The 19,920-nt window shown below is 69.0% G+C and carries 22 protein-coding genes; 7 read left to right on the forward strand and 15 right to left on the reverse strand.

All coding sequences use genetic code 11. The features are described 5' to 3' along the window. Positions 1-292: 292 nt before the first annotated feature. Together recG and ABZ345_RS11170 are read right to left on the reverse strand one after the other, a co-directional pair. A complete protein-coding gene (recG, locus tag ABZ345_RS11165; protein ID WP_359845567.1) occupies positions 293-2,455 on the reverse strand; it encodes an ATP-dependent DNA helicase RecG in 2,163 nt (720 codons plus the stop codon). A 14-nt stretch (positions 2,456-2,469) separates the two neighbouring features. After that, positions 2,470-4,080, reverse strand: coding sequence for a DAK2 domain-containing protein (locus ABZ345_RS11170; protein WP_359845570.1), 1,611 nt, complete (start codon positions 4,078-4,080; stop codon positions 2,470-2,472). Positions 4,081-4,228: 148 nt separating this feature from the next. Between ABZ345_RS11170 and rpmB the strand changes: the two genes are divergently transcribed. From rpmB to ABZ345_RS11185, 3 genes are all read left to right on the forward strand, one after another. Then, the gene (gene rpmB / locus ABZ345_RS11175) at positions 4,229-4,420 is read left to right on the forward strand and encodes a 50S ribosomal protein L28 (RefSeq protein WP_030467945.1); all 192 of its coding nucleotides are present in this window, start codon (positions 4,229-4,231) and stop codon (positions 4,418-4,420) included. Between the two features lie 155 nt (positions 4,421-4,575). After that, entirely contained in the window at positions 4,576-5,706 is a 1,131-nt protein-coding gene (locus tag ABZ345_RS11180) for a nucleotide disphospho-sugar-binding domain-containing protein (protein ID WP_359845574.1), read from the forward strand. A gap of 23 nt (positions 5,707-5,729) precedes the next feature. Continuing rightward, complete coding sequence (locus ABZ345_RS11185; protein WP_359845577.1) at positions 5,730-6,599, forward strand: NAD-dependent epimerase/dehydratase family protein; 870 nt, start codon at positions 5,730-5,732, stop codon at positions 6,597-6,599. Here the strand turns inward: ABZ345_RS11185 and ABZ345_RS11190 are convergent. Genes ABZ345_RS11190 through ABZ345_RS11215 form a run of 6 tightly spaced genes read right to left on the reverse strand, consistent with a single transcriptional unit; the run spans position 6,542 to position 10,927 of the window. Then, positions 6,542-7,759, reverse strand: coding sequence for an MFS transporter (locus ABZ345_RS11190; RefSeq protein ID WP_359845580.1), 1,218 nt, complete (start codon positions 7,757-7,759; stop codon positions 6,542-6,544). The genes ABZ345_RS11185 and ABZ345_RS11190 overlap by 58 nt on opposite strands. A 43-nt stretch (positions 7,760-7,802) precedes the next feature. Continuing rightward, positions 7,803-8,477, reverse strand: coding sequence for a uracil-DNA glycosylase (locus tag ABZ345_RS11195; protein ID WP_045310622.1), 675 nt, complete (start codon positions 8,475-8,477; stop codon positions 7,803-7,805). Positions 8,478-8,520: 43 nt separating this feature from the next. After that, positions 8,521-8,916, reverse strand: a complete 396-nt coding sequence (locus ABZ345_RS11200) for a hypothetical protein (RefSeq protein WP_359845583.1) — start codon at positions 8,914-8,916, stop codon at positions 8,521-8,523. Between the two features lie 45 nt (positions 8,917-8,961). Further along, a complete protein-coding gene (locus ABZ345_RS11205) occupies positions 8,962-9,483 on the reverse strand; it encodes a gamma carbonic anhydrase family protein (RefSeq protein WP_359845586.1) in 522 nt (173 codons plus the stop codon). A gap of 9 nt (positions 9,484-9,492) precedes the next feature. Beyond that, positions 9,493-9,903, reverse strand: coding sequence for a GNAT family N-acetyltransferase (locus ABZ345_RS11210; RefSeq protein WP_359845589.1), 411 nt, complete (start codon positions 9,901-9,903; stop codon positions 9,493-9,495). Positions 9,904-9,958: 55 nt separating this feature from the next. Further along, the gene (locus ABZ345_RS11215; RefSeq protein ID WP_359845592.1) at positions 9,959-10,927 is read right to left on the reverse strand and encodes a thiamine-phosphate kinase; all 969 of its coding nucleotides are present in this window, start codon (positions 10,925-10,927) and stop codon (positions 9,959-9,961) included. Between the two features lie 97 nt (positions 10,928-11,024). On the opposite strand from ABZ345_RS11215, the gene ABZ345_RS11220 reads away from it, so the two are divergent. Both ABZ345_RS11220 and ABZ345_RS11225 read left to right on the forward strand, forming a co-directional pair. Then, positions 11,025-11,258, forward strand: a complete 234-nt coding sequence (locus tag ABZ345_RS11220) for an Lrp/AsnC ligand binding domain-containing protein (protein ID WP_053736927.1) — start codon at positions 11,025-11,027, stop codon at positions 11,256-11,258. A gap of 19 nt (positions 11,259-11,277) precedes the next feature. Further along, on the forward strand, positions 11,278-11,841 hold the full coding sequence (locus ABZ345_RS11225; protein WP_359845595.1) for a DUF3515 domain-containing protein: 564 nt from the start codon (positions 11,278-11,280) through the stop codon (positions 11,839-11,841). Here ABZ345_RS11225 and ABZ345_RS11230 read toward each other — a convergent pair. The 3 genes from ABZ345_RS11230 to ABZ345_RS11240 all read right to left on the reverse strand — a co-directional run bounded on the left by ABZ345_RS11230 (position 11,838) and on the right by ABZ345_RS11240 (position 14,833). Next, on the reverse strand, positions 11,838-12,887 hold the full coding sequence (locus ABZ345_RS11230; RefSeq protein WP_359845598.1) for a D-alanine--D-alanine ligase family protein: 1,050 nt from the start codon (positions 12,885-12,887) through the stop codon (positions 11,838-11,840). The two genes, ABZ345_RS11225 and ABZ345_RS11230, sit on opposite strands and share 4 nt — an antisense overlap. A gap of 33 nt (positions 12,888-12,920) precedes the next feature. Then, positions 12,921-13,388, reverse strand: a complete 468-nt coding sequence (locus ABZ345_RS11235; RefSeq protein ID WP_359845601.1) for an N-acetyltransferase — start codon at positions 13,386-13,388, stop codon at positions 12,921-12,923. A gap of 74 nt (positions 13,389-13,462) precedes the next feature. Next, positions 13,463-14,833, reverse strand: coding sequence for a PLP-dependent aminotransferase family protein (locus ABZ345_RS11240; protein WP_359845604.1), 1,371 nt, complete (start codon positions 14,831-14,833; stop codon positions 13,463-13,465). Between the two features lie 214 nt (positions 14,834-15,047). Here ABZ345_RS11240 and ABZ345_RS11245 point away from each other — a divergent pair, with 214 nt between their 5' ends. After that, complete coding sequence (locus ABZ345_RS11245) at positions 15,048-15,692, forward strand: pyridoxamine 5'-phosphate oxidase family protein (protein ID WP_359845607.1); 645 nt, start codon at positions 15,048-15,050, stop codon at positions 15,690-15,692. Here the strand turns inward: ABZ345_RS11245 and ABZ345_RS11250 are convergent. The 4 genes from ABZ345_RS11250 to ABZ345_RS11265 all read right to left on the reverse strand — a co-directional run bounded on the left by ABZ345_RS11250 (position 15,673) and on the right by ABZ345_RS11265 (position 18,970). Next, entirely contained in the window at positions 15,673-16,131 is a 459-nt protein-coding gene (locus ABZ345_RS11250) for a cysteine dioxygenase family protein (RefSeq protein WP_359845610.1), read from the reverse strand. The two genes, ABZ345_RS11245 and ABZ345_RS11250, sit on opposite strands and share 20 nt — an antisense overlap. A 117-nt stretch (positions 16,132-16,248) precedes the next feature. Then, entirely contained in the window at positions 16,249-17,313 is a 1,065-nt protein-coding gene (locus tag ABZ345_RS11255; protein ID WP_359845613.1) for a cystathionine gamma-lyase, read from the reverse strand. Then, the gene (locus ABZ345_RS11260) at positions 17,310-18,320 is read right to left on the reverse strand and encodes an NAD(P)H-dependent glycerol-3-phosphate dehydrogenase (protein WP_359845616.1); all 1,011 of its coding nucleotides are present in this window, start codon (positions 18,318-18,320) and stop codon (positions 17,310-17,312) included. Before ABZ345_RS11260 ends, ABZ345_RS11255 begins: the two co-directional genes overlap by 4 nt. Positions 18,321-18,322: 2 nt before the next feature. After that, positions 18,323-18,970: a lysophospholipid acyltransferase family protein gene (locus ABZ345_RS11265; protein ID WP_359845764.1), complete on the reverse strand. Its 648-nt coding sequence runs from the start codon at positions 18,968-18,970 to the stop codon at positions 18,323-18,325. A gap of 302 nt (positions 18,971-19,272) precedes the next feature. Here ABZ345_RS11265 and cofC point away from each other — a divergent pair, with 302 nt between their 5' ends. Next, a complete protein-coding gene (cofC, locus tag ABZ345_RS11270; RefSeq protein ID WP_359845619.1) occupies positions 19,273-19,896 on the forward strand; it encodes a 2-phospho-L-lactate guanylyltransferase in 624 nt (207 codons plus the stop codon). The last annotated feature ends 24 nt before the right edge of the window (positions 19,897-19,920 follow it).

Below are 19,920 nucleotides of genomic sequence, written 5' to 3' on the forward strand. Positions count from 1 at the left end.
CGGCCAAAAGCAATCGAGGCCCCGCATCGACTCCGGTGCGGGGCCTCGCGTTGTTGTGCGAGAGGCCGCGACTAGGCCTTCTCCAGAACTCCGCTCGCTCCTCCGTCAGCAGTGTGGCCACCATCCCGCCAGAACGTGGCCACCAACCCCGCAGAACTAGGTGGTGTGGCTCGGCAACCTCGCGGGGCCACACCACCGGCAGTGCGCAGTCCGACGACGTGAACGTCCGCCCAAAGCGATCGGCGCCCCGCACCGAACCTGGGACCTCGCGTCGATGTGCGAGACGCCCCGCCTAGGCCTTCTCCAGGAACTCCGCCCGCTCCTCCGTCAGCAGCGTGGCCACCATCCCCGCCAGGCCAGGGTGCTTCTCCAGGTCCGGATCCGCGTCCACGAACCCCTGAGCCGCCACACGGGCGTCGGCGATGATGTCCTCGTCGCGCAGCAGCGAGAGCATCTTCAGGGCCGAGCGGCGGCCCGACTGGGCGGCGCCCAGGATGTCGCCCTCGCGGCGCAGTTCCAGGTCCAGCTGGGCCAGTTCGAAGCCGTCCAGAGTGGACTCGACCGCGCGCAGGCGTTCCATGGTGGCGGTCATCTCCGGCATCTCGGTGACCAGGAGGCAGAGGCCGGGAGCGCTGCCTCGGCCCACGCGGCCGCGGAGCTGGTGGAGCTGCGAGACGCCGAAGCGGTCGGCGTCCATGATGGCCATGACGGTGGCGTTCGGGACGTTGACGCCGACCTCGATGACCGTGGTGGCGACGAGCACCTGGACCTCGTTGGCGGTGAAGGCGCGCATCACGGCGTCCTTCTCGTCGGGAGGCATGCGGCCGTGCAGGATCTCGATGCGCAGGCCGCGCAGGGGGCCCTGGGCCAGCAGATTGGCCACGTCGATCACGGACAGGGCCGGGCGCTTGTCCTCGTCGTCGGAAGAGGACTTCGCGGGCTCCTCGTCGCCGATGCGCGGGCAGACGAAGTAGGCCTGGTGGCCCGCGGCCACCTCCTCGCGCACTCGGGCGAAGGCGCGGTCCAGCCAGGCCGGTTTCTCGCGCACGGGCACGACCGAGGTCTTGATGGGTGAGCGGCCGCCGGGCAGCTCGCGCAGAGCCGACACCTCCAGGTCGCCGTAGACGGTCATGGCCACGGTGCGCGGGATCGGCGTCGCGGTCATGACCAGCACGTGCGGGTTCTCGACGGCGCCGCGGGCCGAGAGGGCGGCGCGTTGCTCCACGCCGAAGCGGTGTTGTTCGTCGACGACGACCAGGCCCAGGGAGTGGAACTCGACCTTGTCCTGGATGATCGCGTGGGTGCCGACGACGATGCCCGCCTCGCCGGTGACGATGTCGAGCAACGCCTGGCGGCGCTGGGCCGTGTTCATCGAGCCGGTCAGCAACGTGACGCGCGTCGCGTCCTCCGCGCCGCCCAACTGGCCTGCCTGGGCGAGGTCGCCGAGCATCTCGGAAAGCGACCGGGCGTGTTGTGCCGCAAGGACTTCCGTGGGAGCGAGCATGGCGCACTGACGGCCAGCGTCGACGGCCTGAAGCATGGCTCGCAACGCGACCATGGTCTTGCCCGAGCCGACTTCCCCTTGCAGCAGGCGGTTCATCGGCACGACCGACTCCAGGTCGGAAGAAATCTGCTGGCCCACCGACACCTGACCGGCCGTCAGCGTGAACGGCAGCCGCGCGTCGAACGCGTCGAGGATGCCGCCGGACCGACGCGCGCACGAAGGCGCGGGACGTGCGGTGGAAGCCTTGCGGCGCTGGGCCAGAGTCAGCTGCACGGCCAGCGCCTCGTCCCACTTCAGCCGCTGCTGCGCCACGGAGATCTGCGCCCAGCTATCGGGGCGGTGGATCGCCCGCAGCGCCTCCTCCAGCCCGATCAGGCCGTGCTCCGAGCGGAAGTCGGCCGGCAGCGGATCGGCAGGCACGCCGTCCCAGATCTCCAGCAGCTGCTTGACGCAGTTCGCGATGTTCCACGTGTTGATGTGCTGCGAGGCCGGGTAGACGGGCAGGAAGGTCTGCAGGAACGACGACCCGTCCTGCTCCGGGCTCAGGATCTCGAACGCCGGGTGCACCAGCTGCAGGTTTTGGCGGTAGCGGCCCACCTTGCCCGCGAACAACGCCTTCGTGCCCGGCAGGAGCTCCTGCTCGGCCACGAACGCCACCTTGCCGAAGAACACCAGGTGCAGCTCGGACGTGCCGTCCGTGATCACCGCTTCGGTCATGTGGCCGTGCCGGGCCTTCATGCGCCGCTTCGTGCACTTGCGGACCTCGGCCTGCACCGTCACGTGCTCGTCGATTTCCAGTGACCTGATGTCGGTCAGCTTCCCGCGCTCGTCGTACCGGCGCGGGTAGTGGCGCAGCAGGTCACCGACCGTCGTGAGGCCGAGGCCGGTCTCCAGTGCGTCGGCGGACTTCTTGCCGAGCAACGGCTGCAGCTTGTCGTCGAAGGAGATCATCGGGTCCCATTCAACTACTCGACACCGACAAAAATGACCGCGTCCGGCTGACCGCCGGGATAAGCCGTCACCTCGACCTCCGGATGGGTCACCCGGAGGTGGTCCTCCAGCACGTCGACCAGGCCGTCCGGGGCGTCGGCGCCGAGGATCACCGTCACCAGCTCACCACCGCCGGTCAGCATGCGGTCGACCAGGCGGCACGACAGGTCCATCAACGACTCCGCGGACGACGGCCCCGGCTCGATCAGCACCACCTCGCCGTCCAGCATGCCCAGCAGATCGCCCGGCTGGCAGCGGCCCACCCACGTCAACGCCTCGTCGGCGGCGATCGACAGCTCACCGCGGCGCGTGGCGGCAGCAGCCTCGGCCATGGCGACAACGTCGTCACCGGCGCGCCGAGACGGGTCGTGCACGGCCAACGCCGCGAGGGCCTGCACGGGCGAGGACGTCGGCACCACCACTACGTCCTGCCCTGCGGCCTGTGCGTACGCCACGGCTTCGTCCAACGCCTCACGGATGTCCGGATCACCGGGCAGAACCGCGACGTGACGCGCGCGCGTCGACACGATGGCCGACAACAGGTCCGTGGGCGTGGCAGAAGAAGTGACGAGGTCGAACACCGTGGCACCCTCCGCGCGGAACAGGTCCACTGCGCCGCTCACCACCACCACGATCGACCGGTCGCGCACGAACCGTGAAGCCTGCGCGGCGATCTGGTCGGCGAACCGCGCCACGGTGATCCGATGCGGCCGCCCAGCGCGCACACCCGCCTCGATGGCCGCGCCGACGTCGTTGCAGTGCACGTGCGCGGTCCACAGAGAAGCACCATCACCCACGACCGACACGCAGTCGCCGAGCAGGTTCAACGACGCGCGCAGCTCGAGAACCGCCTCCTCCGAGGTGTCGTCGAGCAGGTACATGACCTCGTACTCGAACTCCGCGGACCCGCTCTCGCGCTCGGTCGTCAGCGACTCGGGCGTGCGCGGCAGCAGCGGCGCGTCCACCGGCGTTTCCACGACCTGGCCGGTGATCACCGCGGCCAGTGTGTCCAACAACACAACGAGTCCACGTCCGCCGGCGTCGACCACTCCGGCCTTGGCCAGGACCGCGAGCTGACGAGGCGTATCGGCCAGTGCGACGGCACCCGCGCGCGACGCCGCCATCACCACCTCGTCGAGCTCGTCCGACGGGCAGTCGCGTGCGGCTTCCGCGGCGGCGTGCAGCACTGACAGCACCGTGCCGGCCACCGGCTTGGACACAGCGGCGGTAGCGAGCTCGTCAGACCGTTGAAGGCCCTTGCGCAGCGCCGAACCGGTCACCAGGGAGACCTCCTGAACGGTCTCCGCCAGCCCCCTGAGCACCTGCGACAGGATCACGCCGGAGTTCCCGCGCGCCCCGGCGAGCGCGCCACGGGCCAGTGCGGCCAACGCCTCACCTACCGTGGAGATGGGCGAGCGCAGCAGCGCGTCCAGCGCCGACTGCATCGTGTGCAGCAGGTTGGTACCGGTGTCACCGTCCGGCACGGGGAAGACGTTGATCTGGTCGATGGACTCCCGATTGGCGTCCAACGACCGCACGCACGCGTCCGCCCACCTGCGCACCGCGACCGCATCCATGACCTGCATGGCGGCGAGGGTATCCACCCGGTTTGGTCGCGGGTGAGGCCACCGGCTACCCTGATTGGGTTGCCGTGCCCGGTTGAGGCTTGTGCACGCTTGCGCGCCCACCGGGACGCGAGACTTACCGCTTGAGGAACCTGAAGGAGTGGCTGACGTGGCTGCCGTGTGCGACGTCTGTGGCAAGGGGCCGGGCTTCGGCCATTCGGTTTCGCACTCCCAGCGGAAGACGAACCGCCGCTGGAACCCGAACATCCAGTCTGTGCGCGCGAAGGTCTCGGCCTCTCAGCGCCAGCGGATCAACGTGTGCACGTCCTGCCTGAAGGCTGGCAAGGTCGTGCGCGGCTGATCACCGCCACAGTTCGTTCAGTTCGAGAAGAGCCCGGCTTCGGCCGGGCTCTTCTTGTTTTTGGAACGCATTAGTGGAATTGCCCAAACAAGACGTCTTACGACACCAAACGAGACGTTGTTGAACAGTCCTGAACTTACGTTTACTTTGGGAGCATGCGAGTCCTGGTGACGAGCTGCCCCGGTTATGGGCACCTTTATCCGCTTATTCCACTGAGCTGGGCGTTGAGCAACGCCGGGCACGACGTGCTGCTCGCGTTGCCCGACCAGTTCACGCAGGTGGCAGCCGCTACCGGACTACCTGCCACCGCGGTAGGACCGGTATCGATCCGGGAAGTCTTCGAGAAGGCGAATCACGCGCTCTATTCCGGGAATGTGACGGAAGCTCTGATCGAGCACGTCACCGAGCATTACGCGAAAATCGCCCATTTCACAGTTGCCAACGTGATCGCTCTGGCCGAGAGATGGCGGCCGAATGCCGTAATGCACACGCCGTGGGAGTACGCGGGGCCGATCGCCGCCGCACGACTCGGCGTTCCGCTCGTCCGGCACACCTGGGGTGTCGCACTGCCGCCCGAGCTCGCACCCGCCGAGGCCGAGACGCTCGCACCGGTGCACCGGGAGCACGGGTACCCCCGCGATCCCGCGTTCGAGGTGGACGTCTGCCCATCCGCGCTGCAGTACCCGGACGCGCGGGCGGGCGTGCCGATGGCCTACACCGCCTACAACGGCTCGGGCGTGCTCCCGTCGTGGCTGTTCGAGCCGCGCACCAGGCCGAGGATCTGCGTGACGCTCGGCAGCGTGCCCGTCCCCGGCGGGGAGCACGACCGTGTGCTGCGCACGGTGCTCGCCGGACTCGCCACGATCGGCGCCGAGGTCCTCGTGATCACCGGCGGCGGCGCGCTCGATCCAGGGACCCTCCCCGCCAACGCCCGCGTCGTGGACTGGCTACCGCTCAACCAGGTGCTTCGTGTGTGTGACGCCGTGGTGCACCACGGCGGGTCGGGCACGACCATGACCTCGCTGCACGCGGGCCTGCCGCAGCTCGCGTTGCCGCAGATGTGCGACCAGCACCGCCACGCCGACCGCGCTGAAGCCGTCGGCGCCGCCGCCAAGCTCATCGGAGACGACATCACCGCGGAGTCCGTCCGCGACCACGCCGCCTGGCTGCTGGAGGACCCGGCACCGCGCGTGGCCGCGGAGAAGATCCGCGACGAGATGCGGGCAATGCCGCCACCCGCCGCCGTCGTCTCCTCCCTCATCGCCCTAGTGGAGGCGCAACAGTGACGACGTATTCAGGGAAAACAGTCGTGGTGACAGGTGCGGGCGGCTTCATCGGCTCGCACGTCGTGGAAACTCTGCTGAGCACCGACAACCGCGTGATCGCCCTGTACCGCACCGATCCGCCGCCGTTCACCGCGCCGAACCTCCAGACGTTCCCGCTCGACCTGCGCGACGAGAGCGAGCTCAGAGCGGTGCTGCGGTACGCGGCACCCAACGCCCATACAGTGATCCACACCGCGGCGATGGATGGCAACGCCGCGTTCAAGCGCGACAACACCGCTCTCATCTTCGACACGAACCTGCGCATCGGGTCGAACGTGCTGAACTGCGCGCGCGACTCGGGCGTCGAGAACGTCGTCATGGTCAGTTCCGCCGAGGCGTCGGTGGAGTCCGACAACGGCTACGCGCTCTCGAAGTCCGTGGTGGAACTGCTGGCCGAGCAGTACCGCAAGCAGTACGGCATGCGGATCTTCCTGCCGCGTCCGTCGAACGTGTACGGCCCGCGCGACAAGGTCCACCGGGTGATCCCCGCGATGATCAACCGGATCACCTCGGGCCAGGACGTCGAGATCTGGGGCGACGGTTCGCAGACGCGCTCGTTCGTGCACGTGCGCGACGTGGTGGCGGCGATTCTGCAGATGGTCGTCCAGGACACCGACGACGTGCTGACCGTGGCGACCCGCGAGACGATCACGATCCTCGAGCTCGCCCGCACTCTCTGCGCGCTGCTGAACGTGCCTGAACGGATAAGGCTCGACCCCACCAAACCGACCGGCGCTCCCCCACGCCCGTTCGACACCACGCGGATGTACGAGCTGGTGACGCCGCGGTCGTTGCGTCAGGGACTCGGCGAAACCGTGTCCTGGTACCGGTCGGTCGCGCCGTTAGCAGCCTGACGACGCAGTGCGCGGTGGACGAACACCAGGCACGCGGCGCCGCTGAGCAACGCGCCGGTGCCACCGAGCGCGAACACCGCCCGTGGGCCCATGACCAGCAGCAACGCACCCGCTGCGGCGGTCCCGATCAGGTTCGCGCCGGTCACCATCGACCCGACCGCGGCGAACGCGCGTCCGCGCATCTCCTCCGGCGTGCGCAACCGGACGATGGCGTTCACCGTGACGTTGTCGACGCCGTTGGAGATGCCGCCGATGAGCCACCCGATCCCGGCAGCCACGACGAAGGGGAACACGGCCGGGATCAGCACTGCTGTGCCAGTGGTGATCCCGGTGATCGCAAGCGCGTAGGCGGCCTGGGGAGCAGTCGTCAGCCGAGCGGCCAGCCGGTTGCCGACGATGACGCCCACCATCCAGCACGCCTGCATCGCGCCCAGCAGGAACTCGTCGCCGTGCAACACGAACCGCACGAACGCCGGGTCGGCCACGTTGATCACCACGACCGCACCGACGAAGACCGCGAGTCCGAGAATCGCCGCGAACAGCACGGGATCACGCCGGACGTGCCTGATGCCGGCGAGCGCGCTGGGCCGCGCGTCGTGCTCACCGGAAGGCCTGCGTTCGGACCGGACGAACACCAGCAGCGCCGCGTAGACGAGGAAGGTGCCGCCGTCGATGAGCATCGCGGCCGGGTGCCCGAAGATCCCGGCGAGCAACGCGCCGCCGGTCACGCCCGCGACGCTGCCGACACTGCGCGCGGTGCCGACCCACGCGTAACCGCGCGTCGCTTCTTCTTCGCCCGCGATGTGCGGCACCAAGGCCCCCGTCGCCGGCATGGCGACGGACCGGCCGCAGCCGGAGAGGAACACCAGCGCCAGCACGAAGACCGGCTGGCCCATCAACGGCGCGATGGCCGCGGTCGCGACGCCCTGGAAGAGCAGCGCGATGATCAGCAGTCTGCGGTTGGGCAACCGGTCGACGAGGACCCCTGCCAGCGGTGCGCCGAGCACGAGCGGCAGCAGTTCGGCGACCAGGATCGCGGCCACCAGCAACGAGCTGATCGGAGTCGCCCAGAAGAGCAGCACGAGCAGCGACAACGAGTTGCCGAACTCGGAGACGGCGACTCCGGCCGCCAGCAGCTTCAGGTCACGATTCCCCCGCATGTCTCGCGACGCTAATACCGCGAGCCATGCGGGGAAGAGCGAATTACGGGAGCTTCCAGTCGACCGGCTCCGCGCCCTGCTTCTCCAGCAGTTCGTTGGCGCGGCTGAACGGCTTCGACCCGAAGAAGCCCGCGTGCGCCGACAGAGGTGACGGGTGCGCGGACTCGATGGCGGGCAACGGTTCCAGCAGAGGCCTGAGGTTGCGCGCGTTGCGGCCCCACAGGATGGAGACCAGCGGTGCGTCACGAGCCGCCAGTGCCTTGATCGCCTGCTCCGTCACGGCCTCCCAGCCCTTGCCCTGGTGGGAGTTCGCCTTGCCGGGCTGCACGGTCAGCGCCCTGTTGAGCAGCAGCACACCGCGCTCGGACCACGGGGTCAGGTCGCCGTTGGAGGGCAGCGGGTGACCGAGGTCCTCCGCGTACTCCTTGTAGATGTTGACCAGTGACTTCGGAATCGGCCGCACGTCGGGCGCCACGGAGAACGACAGGCCGACCGCGTGGCCGGGCGTCGGGTACGGGTCCTGCCCGACGATCAGCACCTTGACCTGGTGGAACGGCTGCTTGAACGCACGCAGCACGTTCTCGCCCGCGGGGAGGTAGGTGCGGCCGGCGGCGACCTCCGCACGCAGGAACTCACCCATGGCGGCGATCTGGTCAGCAACGGGGGCGAGAGCTTCAGCCCAACCGGCTTCGACAACTTCGTTGAGGGGACGAGCCACGGCTGTGAACCCTATCTCAGCCGGGATCGGTGTCAGCCGACAACTACTTCGGCCAGGTGCAGTACGGGCCGATCTTAGTGATGCAGACCTGAAGTTCGTTGGGAAGGCTGTAGTAGGTCGGTGTGCTGGCCACCTCGCGCTCAGGGTTCGGGATGGTCGTCGAGCCTGGTACCGACCCTTTCTGCTGCCAGGGGATGTAGTAGAGGGCGAACTCGTGCTTCGAGCCTTCACCGGCCCTGAGCTCACCCCACGCCAGGCGTTCCGCGCTCGATCGCGGCGACGGGCACTCCCACAACCGCAGGCGCATCAGACCGTCCGGGAGAACGCGGGACTGCGCCACGTAGCACCCTTCCGCGTCAGCCGGACTGGCGACGGCGACGCACGCGCCGACCGCGACGGCGACCGTCAGAGCGGCTGAGACCTTCCTCGGAATCCCCATGATCAGAGGATGCCGGGCGGGTGTTGCAGAAACCTTGAACGCAGGTCAGTCGAGGCGGCGGAGCTTCTCCCGGTACAGCGCGATGTTCTGCACGTACTTCTCGACGATGAACGCCCAAGCCTGTTCCGGCACAACATGTCCCACCCGCTCACGAGCCGGAACCCCGAGAACCATCGTGCGTTCCCGGACATGCCCCTCGAACGACACCACCGCGCCGGCGCCGACGATCGCGCCCTTCTCGACGATGGAACCGTTGAGCACCACGGAACCCGACGCGATCAGGCAGTCGTCCGCGACCGTCGCGCCCTCGATGTGCACGTTGTGGCCGACGACGCAGGACGAGCCGATGTGCACCGGGTGGACCTCGGTGCAGTGGATCACGGTGCCGTCCTGGATCGACGTGCGCTCGTCGACGACGATGCGGCCGTAGTCACCGCGCAGCACCGCTTGCGGCCACACCGACGAGAAAGCGCCGATGCGCACGTCACCGATCACCGTCGCATCCGGGTGCACGTACGCGTCCGGATGGATCTGCGGCGTGTAGTCCCCCAACGCATAGATGGCCATGCGCCGAACCTACAACGGCTTGCCGAAGCAGCGGCTCTCCGGGTGGTCGCGGTAGACACCGAAGTTGTCGATCCGCTCGTAGCCGCTGGAGGTGTACAGGCTGATCGCCTCGGGCTGGCGGAGGCCGGTTTCCAGCACTATCCGCTGAAGGCCCGCCTCGCGCGCGGTCATTTCCAGGTGGGCGAGCACGAGCCGTGAGAGGCCTTTGCCACGTGCGATGTCGACGACGTACATCCGCTTGATCTCGGCGGCACCGGCGAGCTCGTCGTTCACGCGCCAGCCACCGCACGCGACGGGCACGCCGTCGAGGTAGCCGATGACGAAGTAGCCGAGCGGTGCGGTGAACTGCGCCGGGTCGACCGGCGTGACGTCGACGTCGCCGTAGCGCTCGACGTAGACCTGCTGGAGGTCGGCGATCATCTTGACCGAGTCTGGATGGTCATACGTGCGCGTGCATAGTTCCACATCGACCAGTTTACGCGCGCCAGTGCTCCCAGCCAGGGGGTTTTTCATAAACCCTGCCGTCGACCGTCACGCCCCCACCTGCGCGGACCGTGCCGATGGTCGTCCAGTTCTCCGGAACCGACTTGGGGCCGGGGAAGGTCGCGGCGAGCGCGTGATCTTCGCCTCCGGTCAGCGCCCAGTGCCGTGCGTCACCGCCGAGCGCCGACGCGACGTCAAGCAGCCGCTGGTGCAACGGCAGCAACTCGGTGCGGATGTCGATCGCGACGCCCGACGAGTCCGCGATGTGGCCGAGGTCCTGCAGCAGGCCGTCCGAAACGTCGATCATCGACGTGGCGCCCGCCTCGGCGGCCTTCGGGCCTTCTTCGTATGGCGGCTCGGGCGTGCGCTGGGCGTTGACGATGCCGACCGGCGAACGGAATCCGCGCCCCAGCACGGCCAGTCCGGCGGCCGCCCAGCCGAGCCGTCCGGTCACCGCCACGACGTCGCCGACGAGCGCGCCGGAACGTGTGATCGGCTCAAGTCCGTTCATGTCACCCATTGCGGTGATGGAGATCACCAGCGTCGCGGAGCTGACCATGTCGCCGCCGACGATGCCGGCGCCGGCCGTCGCCGCCTCCTGCCAGAGGCCCGACATGATCCCCTGGATCGTCGCCGCGGGAGTGTCACCGGGACACGCGATCCCGACGAGCAGACCGGACGGCAACGCACCCATCGCGACGACGTCCGCGAGGTTCACCGCGGCCGCTTTTCGGCCCACCTGCTCGGGGCTGGACCAGTCGAGTCTGAAGTGGACACCCTCGACCAGCACGTCCATGGAGGCGACGACCCGCCCGTCCGGCACGGCGACGACGGCCGCGTCGTCACCGGGACCGAGGATCGTGGTCTCCGGTTGCGCCCGGCCGGTCGTCACCCGGTGGATGAGATTGAACTCACCCACTTCGGCGACCGTCTCCGCGTCGCGCGGCGGCTCCGGACGCAAAGTTGCCTCCCAATCTGAGCATTCGGAACCCCAACTGGGGTACGTTGCGTGACACGTTCCTACCTCGACCCAACCTGTCGCGACGAAGGGGCACGCCGTGGTGCATGCATACATCCTCATCCAGACCGAGGTCGGCAAGGCCGCCGCAGTCGCCTCCGAGATTTCCGGAATCACCGGGGTAGCAACCGCAGAAGACGTCACCGGTCCTTACGACGTCATCGTCCGTGCTGAAGCGGACACCGTCGACCAGCTCGGCCAGCTCGTGGTCGCGCGCATCCAAAACGTCGAAGGCATCACTCGTACGTTGACCTGCCCGGTCGTGCATCTCTAGCTCGTGTTGTCATAACTGGGTGACTCAGCAGGAATCCACGTCGGCGCTGTCCCGGCCGCTGCTCGCGGCGGTCGGGCTCGCCGTGCTGCTCGCCATCGGTGTCGCCGCGCTCGGTCTCGTGCTGGGCACGGGTGGCCAGACCGACGACGTGCCCGGTCGCACGGGCCCTCTCGCGCTGGTCTCGATCGACGCACCCGACGCGGGCTCCGAGCCGTGCACGTCGTTGATCGAGAAGCTGCCGGTGGGGCTGCCGTCCGGGAAGGACATGCTGCCGCGCCGGGAGATCGCCTCCCCCGCACCACCCGCGACGGTGGCGTGGGGTGACGCCAAACACGATCCGGTGGTCCTGCGCTGCGGGCTGCCCAGGCCGTCCGAGCTGTCCGCGACCTCGCAGCTGCGCGTGATCTCGGACGTGCAATGGCTGCAGCTGACCGGTTCCGGCAGCTCGACGTGGGTGATCGTCGACCGCGGCGCGTACGTCGCGCTGACGGTGCCCGGCGACGCGGGCACCGGACCGTTGCAGGACATCTCCACGACGGTGCGCGACCTTCTGCCGAAGCAGCCGGTCAGGACTTCGCCCTAACGAAGGCCCGAGCCGCGCGCGATCGCCGTGTCGATCAACGTGGTCAGCAACGTCGTGAAGTCGATGCCCGTCGCCTCCCACGCCTTGGGGTACATGGAGATCGGCGTGAAGCCCGGCATCGTGTTGAGCTCGTTGATGATCAGCTCGTTGTGCTCGGTGAGGAAGAAGTCCACCCTGGACAGTCCCTGGCAGTCGAGCGCCTTGAACGCGGTGACGGCCATCTCGCGCAGTGCCGCGGCGATGTCGTCATCGAGCTTCGCCGGGATGTCGGCCTCGTAGGAGTCGTCGACGTACTTGGCGTCGAAGTCGTACCACTCGACGCGCTCGCCGACCGGACGCAGCTCGCAGGGCAGCGAGGCCTCGACGCGGCCGTCCGGGAACTCCAGCACGGCGAGTTCGATCTCGCGCATGTTCGGCACGGCGGCCTCGATGATGACCTTGGGGTCGTGCTGGCGCGCCTCGAAGATCGCGGCGTCGAGGTCCGCCCAGTCGCTCACCTTGGAGATGCCGACGGACGACCCGGCGCGCGACGGCTTCACGAACACCGGCAGGCCGAGGTGCTCGCGCTCGTCCAGCGTCAACGTCGTGGCGGCGCGGTCCAGCGCCACGAACTTGCCGACCGGGAGTCCCTCGGCCTGCAGGATCTTCTTGGCGAAGATCTTGTCCATGGCGGCGGCGCTGGCGAACACGCCCGGCCCGACGTAGGGCAGGCCGCCCAGCTCGAGCAGGCCCTGGATCGTGCCGTCCTCACCCCACGCGCCGTGCAGCAGCGGGAAGACGACGTCGACGTCCTTCAAAGCCTGGCCGGGCTCGATCGCGGCGACGGTCTGGTTGCGCAGCGTGGGGAGGGTGCCGGCGCCTGCCTCCAGCGCGGTCGGGTCCGTGCCGAGTGCCCACTGCCCCTGCGGTGTGATGCCGACCGGCACCACCTCGAAGCGGTCCGCGTCCAGGTAGGGCAGGACACTCTTGGCGGACTGGCAGGAGACCTCGTGCTCGGAGCTGCGGCCGCCGAAGACCACGGCCACCCTCGTCTTGCGCTGCGTCATGGGGCCCGACCCTACCCGTTTGGGCGATTGTGCCTACTCACCAGTTCGAGGCGCGTAGCGAACCTCGGGGAACGGCCAGTCGTACGCCAGCCAGGCGGAAACCGCGTCGTGCAGTGGCTTGTCCAGCTCTGCCCTGTCGGCCCGCACCCAAGAGTGCACCCTTGCCACGGTGCGGTCGTCGCGCGCCGGATAGATGTACACGCAGCCGATCACGTCTTCTTCGTCGAGCACCGAATAGGTGAAGCCGGCACGTTGGGTGAAGTCGTTCGCGTGCCTGCGCAGATCGGAGAGGTTGCGCTCCAGCGACATCCCCTCGGCGGGCGGCCAGGTCCAGGTGTCGAAGCCGGGTGTCGACCGGATGTGCTCGATGCTGGTCGTCCACGCCCGGTGATCTCGCTCGTTGTGCTGGGGGCCGAGAGGCTCCAGGCGGAACGACTCGGTGGCGAGTCCGCGCGGGACCTCGAAGTCGTCCGCGACCCACGGGTGATCCGGTTCAGCCATTCGCTGCCTCCGCTCTGCTGTCGATCTGGTGAACGAGGTGCTGAGGTTCGTCACGACGCGCGCGGTGGTCGTGGTCAGCCGTTCCGCGTGATCAGCTCGGTGAGGATCGGCAGAGCGCTGACCAGCTGCTCGCGGGAGCACGCGCTGTAGCCGACGGCGAGACCGTGGAACTTGGCCCGGTTGACGTAGTGCCTGGCCAGGCCGTCCAGCCGCAGGCCGCGTTCGAGTGCCTGCCGCATGACCTCGCGTTCCTGCTCGGCGCTCGGCAGCAGCACCACGACGTGAGCACCCGCGTCGTCGCCGAGCACCTTGATCCCGGCTTCGGCGAACGTGTCGACGATCAACGCGCGGCGCTCGGACAGCTCCCGCCGCAGTTTGCGCAGGTGGCGGCCCAGGTCACCCATGCGTGCCAGTTCGACGACCACCCGTTGGCCCGCGGCGGCCGGGCCGGTGCCGGTCAGATCGCGGTGTTCGAGGATCGTCGTGGCGATGTGCTCGGGCGCGACCATCCAGCCCGCGCCCAGGGTCGGGGTGAGGATCTTGCTCGTGGTGCCGAGGTGGACGACGACGTCCGGGGCCAAGGCCGCGAGCGAGGGCAGCGGTGCCACGTCGTAACGGAGCTCGCCGTCGTAGTCGTCCTCGATGACGAGCCAGCCGTCTCGCCTCGCGCGCTCGACCAGCGCCACCCTGCGACCCGCCGACATGCGGCCGCCGAGCGGGTACTGGTGGGCGGGCGAGCAGTAGACGGCCTTCACTCCGGGCGGGACCGCCTCGGGGAGAAGGCCCTCGGCGTCGACGGCAGCCTGGACGACCTTCAAGCCGTTGGCCCGGAAGACGCCCACGGCGCGTTGGTAGCCGGGCTCTTCGACGGCCACGGCGTCGCCGCGCTTCAGAACGGCGACCGCGATCTCGGTCAGGACCGCGGTGGTGCCGCCGGTCGCGAGCACGGGGTCGGCGTTGACGGCCAAGCCTCGGTGACGCAGCAGGTGTTCGGCGATGGCCTCGCGGTATTCGGGCAGGCCGGCGCGTTCGGGCCGGGACAACGGCGGTGCGTCGGCCGCGGCACGCCAGGCTCGGCGCCAGGCCGCCCGGTCGAGGCCGCCTGCCCACGGCGCGCCGGTGCCGAGATCGACGAAGTCGGTGATGGCGGGTGCGACGGCCTTGCGCGAACGTTTGCGCAACGGGCCGGGCGGGGTCGTGGTGACGTACGTGCCGGAGCCGTGGCGGCCCGCGATCCAGCCTTCGGCATGGAGCTGGTCGTAGGCGGCGGCTGTCACCGTGCGCGAGACACCGAGCGACTCGGCCAACGCGCGCGTGGACGGCAGACGGTCGCCCGCACGCAGTCTTCCCTCGGACGCGGCGGAGCGGAGAGCATCGGCCAGCTGGACGGCGAGCGGTTCAGCGGACTCGCGGTCCAGCGCGACGGGAAGCGCGGTCTCAGCCACGGACGGCCTCAGCCACGGACAGCTCAACCATGGACAGCTCAGCCATGGACGGCCTCCCACGCTCGCGCAGGCGTCCCCCGGCGAAGGGGACCCCTTGTTGTAATTCTCCCAGACAGCACCGACACTCCCGGCAGGCCCGCAGCACGAAGTGGCATTCTCAAATCGGCGGATAATGGCGCTTCAATGATGCCACTTCGCGGGTCACAGTAGGAGCATGACCTCTGACCTGCAGCTCTCTCCCACCCCGCACAGCACCGTCGTCCGCGGCAAGAAGCGAGCCGTCGAAGACCGCCAGGTGCTCTACGACATTCTCGACGCCGGTCTGGTCTGCCACCTCGCCGTGGAGGTCGACGGGGCGCCGTTCCTGATCCCCACCGCGTACGGGCGGGACGGCAACCGCATCTTCCTGCACGGGTCGACGGGCTCACGGTCCATCAGGAGCATGCTGGAAGGCAAGCAGGTTTGCGTCGCGGTCACGCTCGTGGACGGCGTTGTGTACTCACGGTCGGTGTTCCACCACTCGATGAACTACCGCTCCGCGATCATCCACGGCACCGCGAAGATCGCCGACGACCCCGCGCACGCACTCAAGACGATCGTCGAGCACGTCACGCCCGGTAGCTGGGACTACGCGCGCGAGCCGTCCAAGAAGGAGCTCGCGCAGACGGCCGCGCTGGAGATCGACCTCACCGAGGCGAGCGTGAAGGTGCGCGAGGGCGGACCCGGCGAGGATCCAGATGACCTCGCGCAGAACCTCGTGTGGGCGGGGCACATGCCGCTCATCACGTCGTGGGGTGCGCCGGTGCCGCACGAGACGGACAAGGCGATCCCGCCGCACGTCAGCGCACGGGGCCGTTGACCGGGTCGTAGCGGTAGGAGGTCATGGCGCGTGTGCCGTGACGGTAGACGTGGATCGACACGGCCGGATCCACGCCGTCGTTGCGCACCTGGTGCACGTAGCCGGGCCCCCACACGCGCGACTGACCGGCGTGAAGTGAGTGCACGACCTGGATGCGGGTCGTCACGACCTCGGTCAGCAGGCCGCTGACCACGGTGAACGCGCCCGAGGTGTGATCGTGGTCGTGCAGCGAGGCGATCTGACCGGGGAGCCAGCTCATGAGCCAGATCTCCTGGTCGTCGGTCTTGTCGACCAACGCCGAGAAGCGCTCCTCCGGGTCGTACCGGAGCAGGTGCTTCCAGCGGTCGCGGTCGGCCGCCCACGCCAGAGCCACCCGGACGGGGTGCAGCAACGCGGTGTTTTCAGGCAGAACGAGGCTGTTCTCAGGAACGGCGAACATCGGGAAAAGTCCTTACCAGGCGAGTGCGCGAAACGAGGACGCGGGACTATCGCCAGGTACAACAGCAACATGCGTTGAAGGACATGACGCAGAGGGTCCCGGAACCGGGACCCTCTGTCAAACCAGGCCCAAAGCTTGGGACACGTCCGCGACCAGGTCTCGAGTGTCCTCACAGCCGGCCGAGAAGCGCACCAGCCCCTCGGGCACCGGGTCGCCGAACTGCGCGCGCCGGTCCGCCGTGGAGTGCAGGCCGCCGAACGACGTCGCCGCCGACACCAGCTTCGAGCGCGCCAGGAACTTCTCCACGGCCGCCACGTCCTCGAGCTCGAACGTCAGCACGCCGTTGAACCGCCGCATCTGCTGCGCCGCAACGAGGTACGCGGGGTCTTCCGGAGCGCCCGGCCAGCGCAGCCCGGCCACACGGCCCTTGAGCAACGAGTAGATCGCCGCCGCGTTCTCCGCCTGCCGCGCGAGCCGCAGGTCCAGCGTTCCCAGTCCGCGCAACGCAAGCCAGGTTTCGAAGGGACCCGGAATCGCGCCGTTCAACGTCCGCGCGTCCCGCACCTTCGCGGCCAGCTCCGCGGAAGCCACCGTCACGTGTCCGAAAAGGACATCGCTGTGCCCCGCGACCGCCTTGGTGTCCGACGCCACGACGATGTCGGCGCCGAGCTCCAGCGGCCGCTGGCCCAACGGCGTCGCGGTCGTGTTGTCGACCGCCAGCAACGCCCCCGCTTCCTGCGCCTTCGAGGCGAGCTCGGCGATGTCGCACACGTCCAGGCCGGGGTTCGACGGCGTCTCCAGCAGAACCAGTTTCACCCCGCCGAAGGACGGGTACGGCCCGCACGTGGGCACTTCGACGACGTTCACGTCCATTTCGGACACGAACTTGCGAGTCAGGAAATAGCCGTCCGACGGGACCACCAGAGTGTCCCCAGTGGACAGCACGACCCGCAGCAGCGTGGAGATCGCCGCCATCCCGGACGGGAAGACGACGCACTCGCCGCCTTCCAGCGACCCCAGCGCGCTCTCGAGAGAACGCCACGTCGGGTTGCCCGCGCGGCCGTAGTAGTCCGAACCGCCCAAGTGGAACGCCGACGCGAACACCGGCTGCGCACCGAACGGTTCGCCCGGCTCACCCGACACCGCGTGGACGACCCGCGTGCCGTCACCGAGCTCGCTCACTGGCGCTCGTGCTTGCGGTCACGGCCCAGCAGCGCGGCACCGAGGTCGCGCACGCTCAGCCCGTCGTGGCACACCTCGTGCACGCCTTCGGTGATCGGCATGTCGACGTCGTGCGCCCGCGCCAGGTCGCGGATCGAGGAGCACGACTTCACGCCCTCGGCGACCTGACCGTGCGCGGCTTCCTGCGCCTGCGCGAGAGTCTCGCCCTTGCCGAGCCGCTCGCCGAAGGACCGGTTGCGCGACAACGGCGACGCACAGGTCGCCACGAGGTCGCCCAGCCCTGCCAGACCGGCGAACGTCAGCGGGTCGGCACCGAGAGCCGCGCCGAGACGGGCGGTCTCGGCCAGGCCGCGCGTGATGATCGACGCCATCGTGTTGTCGCCGTAGCCCATGCCCGCCGCCATGCCGCACGCCAGCGCGATGACGTTCTTGCACGCCCCGCCCAGCTCGCAGCCGACGACATCGGTGTTGGTGTACGGGCGGAAGTACGAGTTCGAGCACGCGTGCTGCAGGTCGACCGCGCGGTCGTGGTCCGTGCACGCGATGACGGTCGCGGTCGGCTGCCCGACGGCGATCTCCTTGGCCAGGTTCGGCCCGGACACCACGGCCACCTGCGACTCGCCGACGCCGGCGACCTCGCGGATCACCTCGCTCATCCGCTTGCCCGTGCCGAGCTCGACGCCCTTGGACAACGACACCAGCGTCGCGTCCGGAGGCAGCAGCTCCTTCCACGCCGACAGGTTGACCCGCAACGTCTGCGACGGCACGGCCAGCACGACGGCGTCCGCACCGTCCAGCGCCTTGGCCGGGTCGGAGGTGGCGGCCAGGTTGGCGGGCAACGAGATGCCGGGCAGGTAGTCGGCGTTCACGCGGGTCTCGGTGATCGTCGAGGCGACCTCCTGCCGCCGCGCCCACAGCACGACCTCGGGGCCGGAGTCCGCGATGACCTTCGCGAACGTCGTGCCCCACGAACCGGCGCCGAGCACCGCAACGCGTTCGATCGCCATGGTCAGGCCTTCCTCGGTCCGTAGAAGCCTTCGGGCGCCGGCTGCTGGCGAACCTCGGCGAGCTGGTCCTTCACGTGGTTCATGAGCAGATCGGTGACCTCGCGCAGCAGCGGGAGCGTCTCCTCCTTGCCGCGGTAGGCGGACAGGTCGATCGGCTCACCGACGAAGTGCGTGATCGTCTTGCGGGGCAACGGCCGGAACTTCTTCTGGTAGTGGTTGTAGAGGTCCAGCGTGCCCCAGCGGGCGACCGGGATGACCGGGCCGTCGTGCTGCAACGCGAGCCGCGCGACGCCGGTGCGCGAGTTCGCCGGCCAGCCGTCGGGGTCCTTGGTGATGGTGCCCTCGGGGTAGATCACCACGACCTGGCCGGTCTCCAGCGCCTCGTGCGCCGCCCGCAGGCTCTGCTGCGCGTCCGACGTGCCCCGGTAGACCGGGATCTGCTTCGCGCCCTTCAGGATCGAGCCCATGATCGGCACGTTCCACAGGCTGTGCTTGGCGAGGAAGTGCGGCACCCGGTCGTTGCGGTGCACGAACACGGCGTCGTAGCACGGGTCGAGGTGCGAGATGTGGTTCATCACGAGCAACGCCGACCCCTGGCGCGGGATGCGGTCGCCGTGCAGGATCCGGTGCCTGCCCAGCACGAACGACATGGGGTAGACGATCGCCGCGGCGACCCCGACCCAGAAGCCGCCCTTCTCCTTGGCCACGTGGCCTCTCCTCACTCCCGGACCTGCAAGAACTGCGCCCATGAGCACAGTAGTGCGTCGACCACAATCCTCACCCCTCGCTTCCGGCGCCCAGCAGGGCACCTCGTGGTGTCGACCCCCGCCCCCCATATGTCCAATATGGGGGGCGGGGGCCGACACCACGATGCACCCGTCTGAACGGCGGAAATCGAGGGGCGAGGGTTAGTGGTCGACGCACTAGTCGCCGGATCGTGGACTATGACGAGGTGAGGGATGAAGTCGACCTCGTCGTACCGGTCAAAACGCTCGACAGGGCCAAGACCAGGCTGACCAGCGCGACCGGCGGAGATCCGGTGTCGCACGCGGCACTGGCGCTGGCGCTCGCCATGGACACGGTGAGCGCCGCTCTGGCCACGCCGGGCGTCCGTCGCGTGGTGACGATCACATCGGACCCGGCCGTCGCCGCCGAGATGGCCGCGCTGGGCGTCGAGTCCGTGCCCGAGCCACCGGAGCCCGGACTCAACGAGGCTCTGATGCACGGCGCGCGCACGCTCCGGTCGTCCCGCATCGGCGCGCTCCAGGCCGACCTCCCCGCGCTCCGGTCCTCTGAGCTCCAAGCCGCACTCGAAGCAGCCAACGGCAGGCGCGCGTTCGTCCCCGATCGGCAGGGCACCGGCACGACGTTGCTCCTCGCCACGCCCCGAGGTGAGCTCGATCCGCGGTTCGGCGTCGGATCGGCTGGGCACCACCGGAATTCCGGTGCGATCGCGCTGATCGGGCCGTGGCCAACGCTGCGCTGTGACGTGGACACGGAAGAAGATCTGCGCCTCGCGTTGACGCTCGGTCTCGGCGCGCACACCGCGAACGCCTTGCCCGCCTGGACAACCTGAGCGATCCACACGCGTCCTCTGGGG

Origin of the sequence: Lentzea sp. NPDC005914, from assembly GCF_040629405.1 — a bacterium.
Taxonomy (GTDB): Bacteria; Actinomycetota; Actinomycetes; order Mycobacteriales; family Pseudonocardiaceae; genus Lentzea.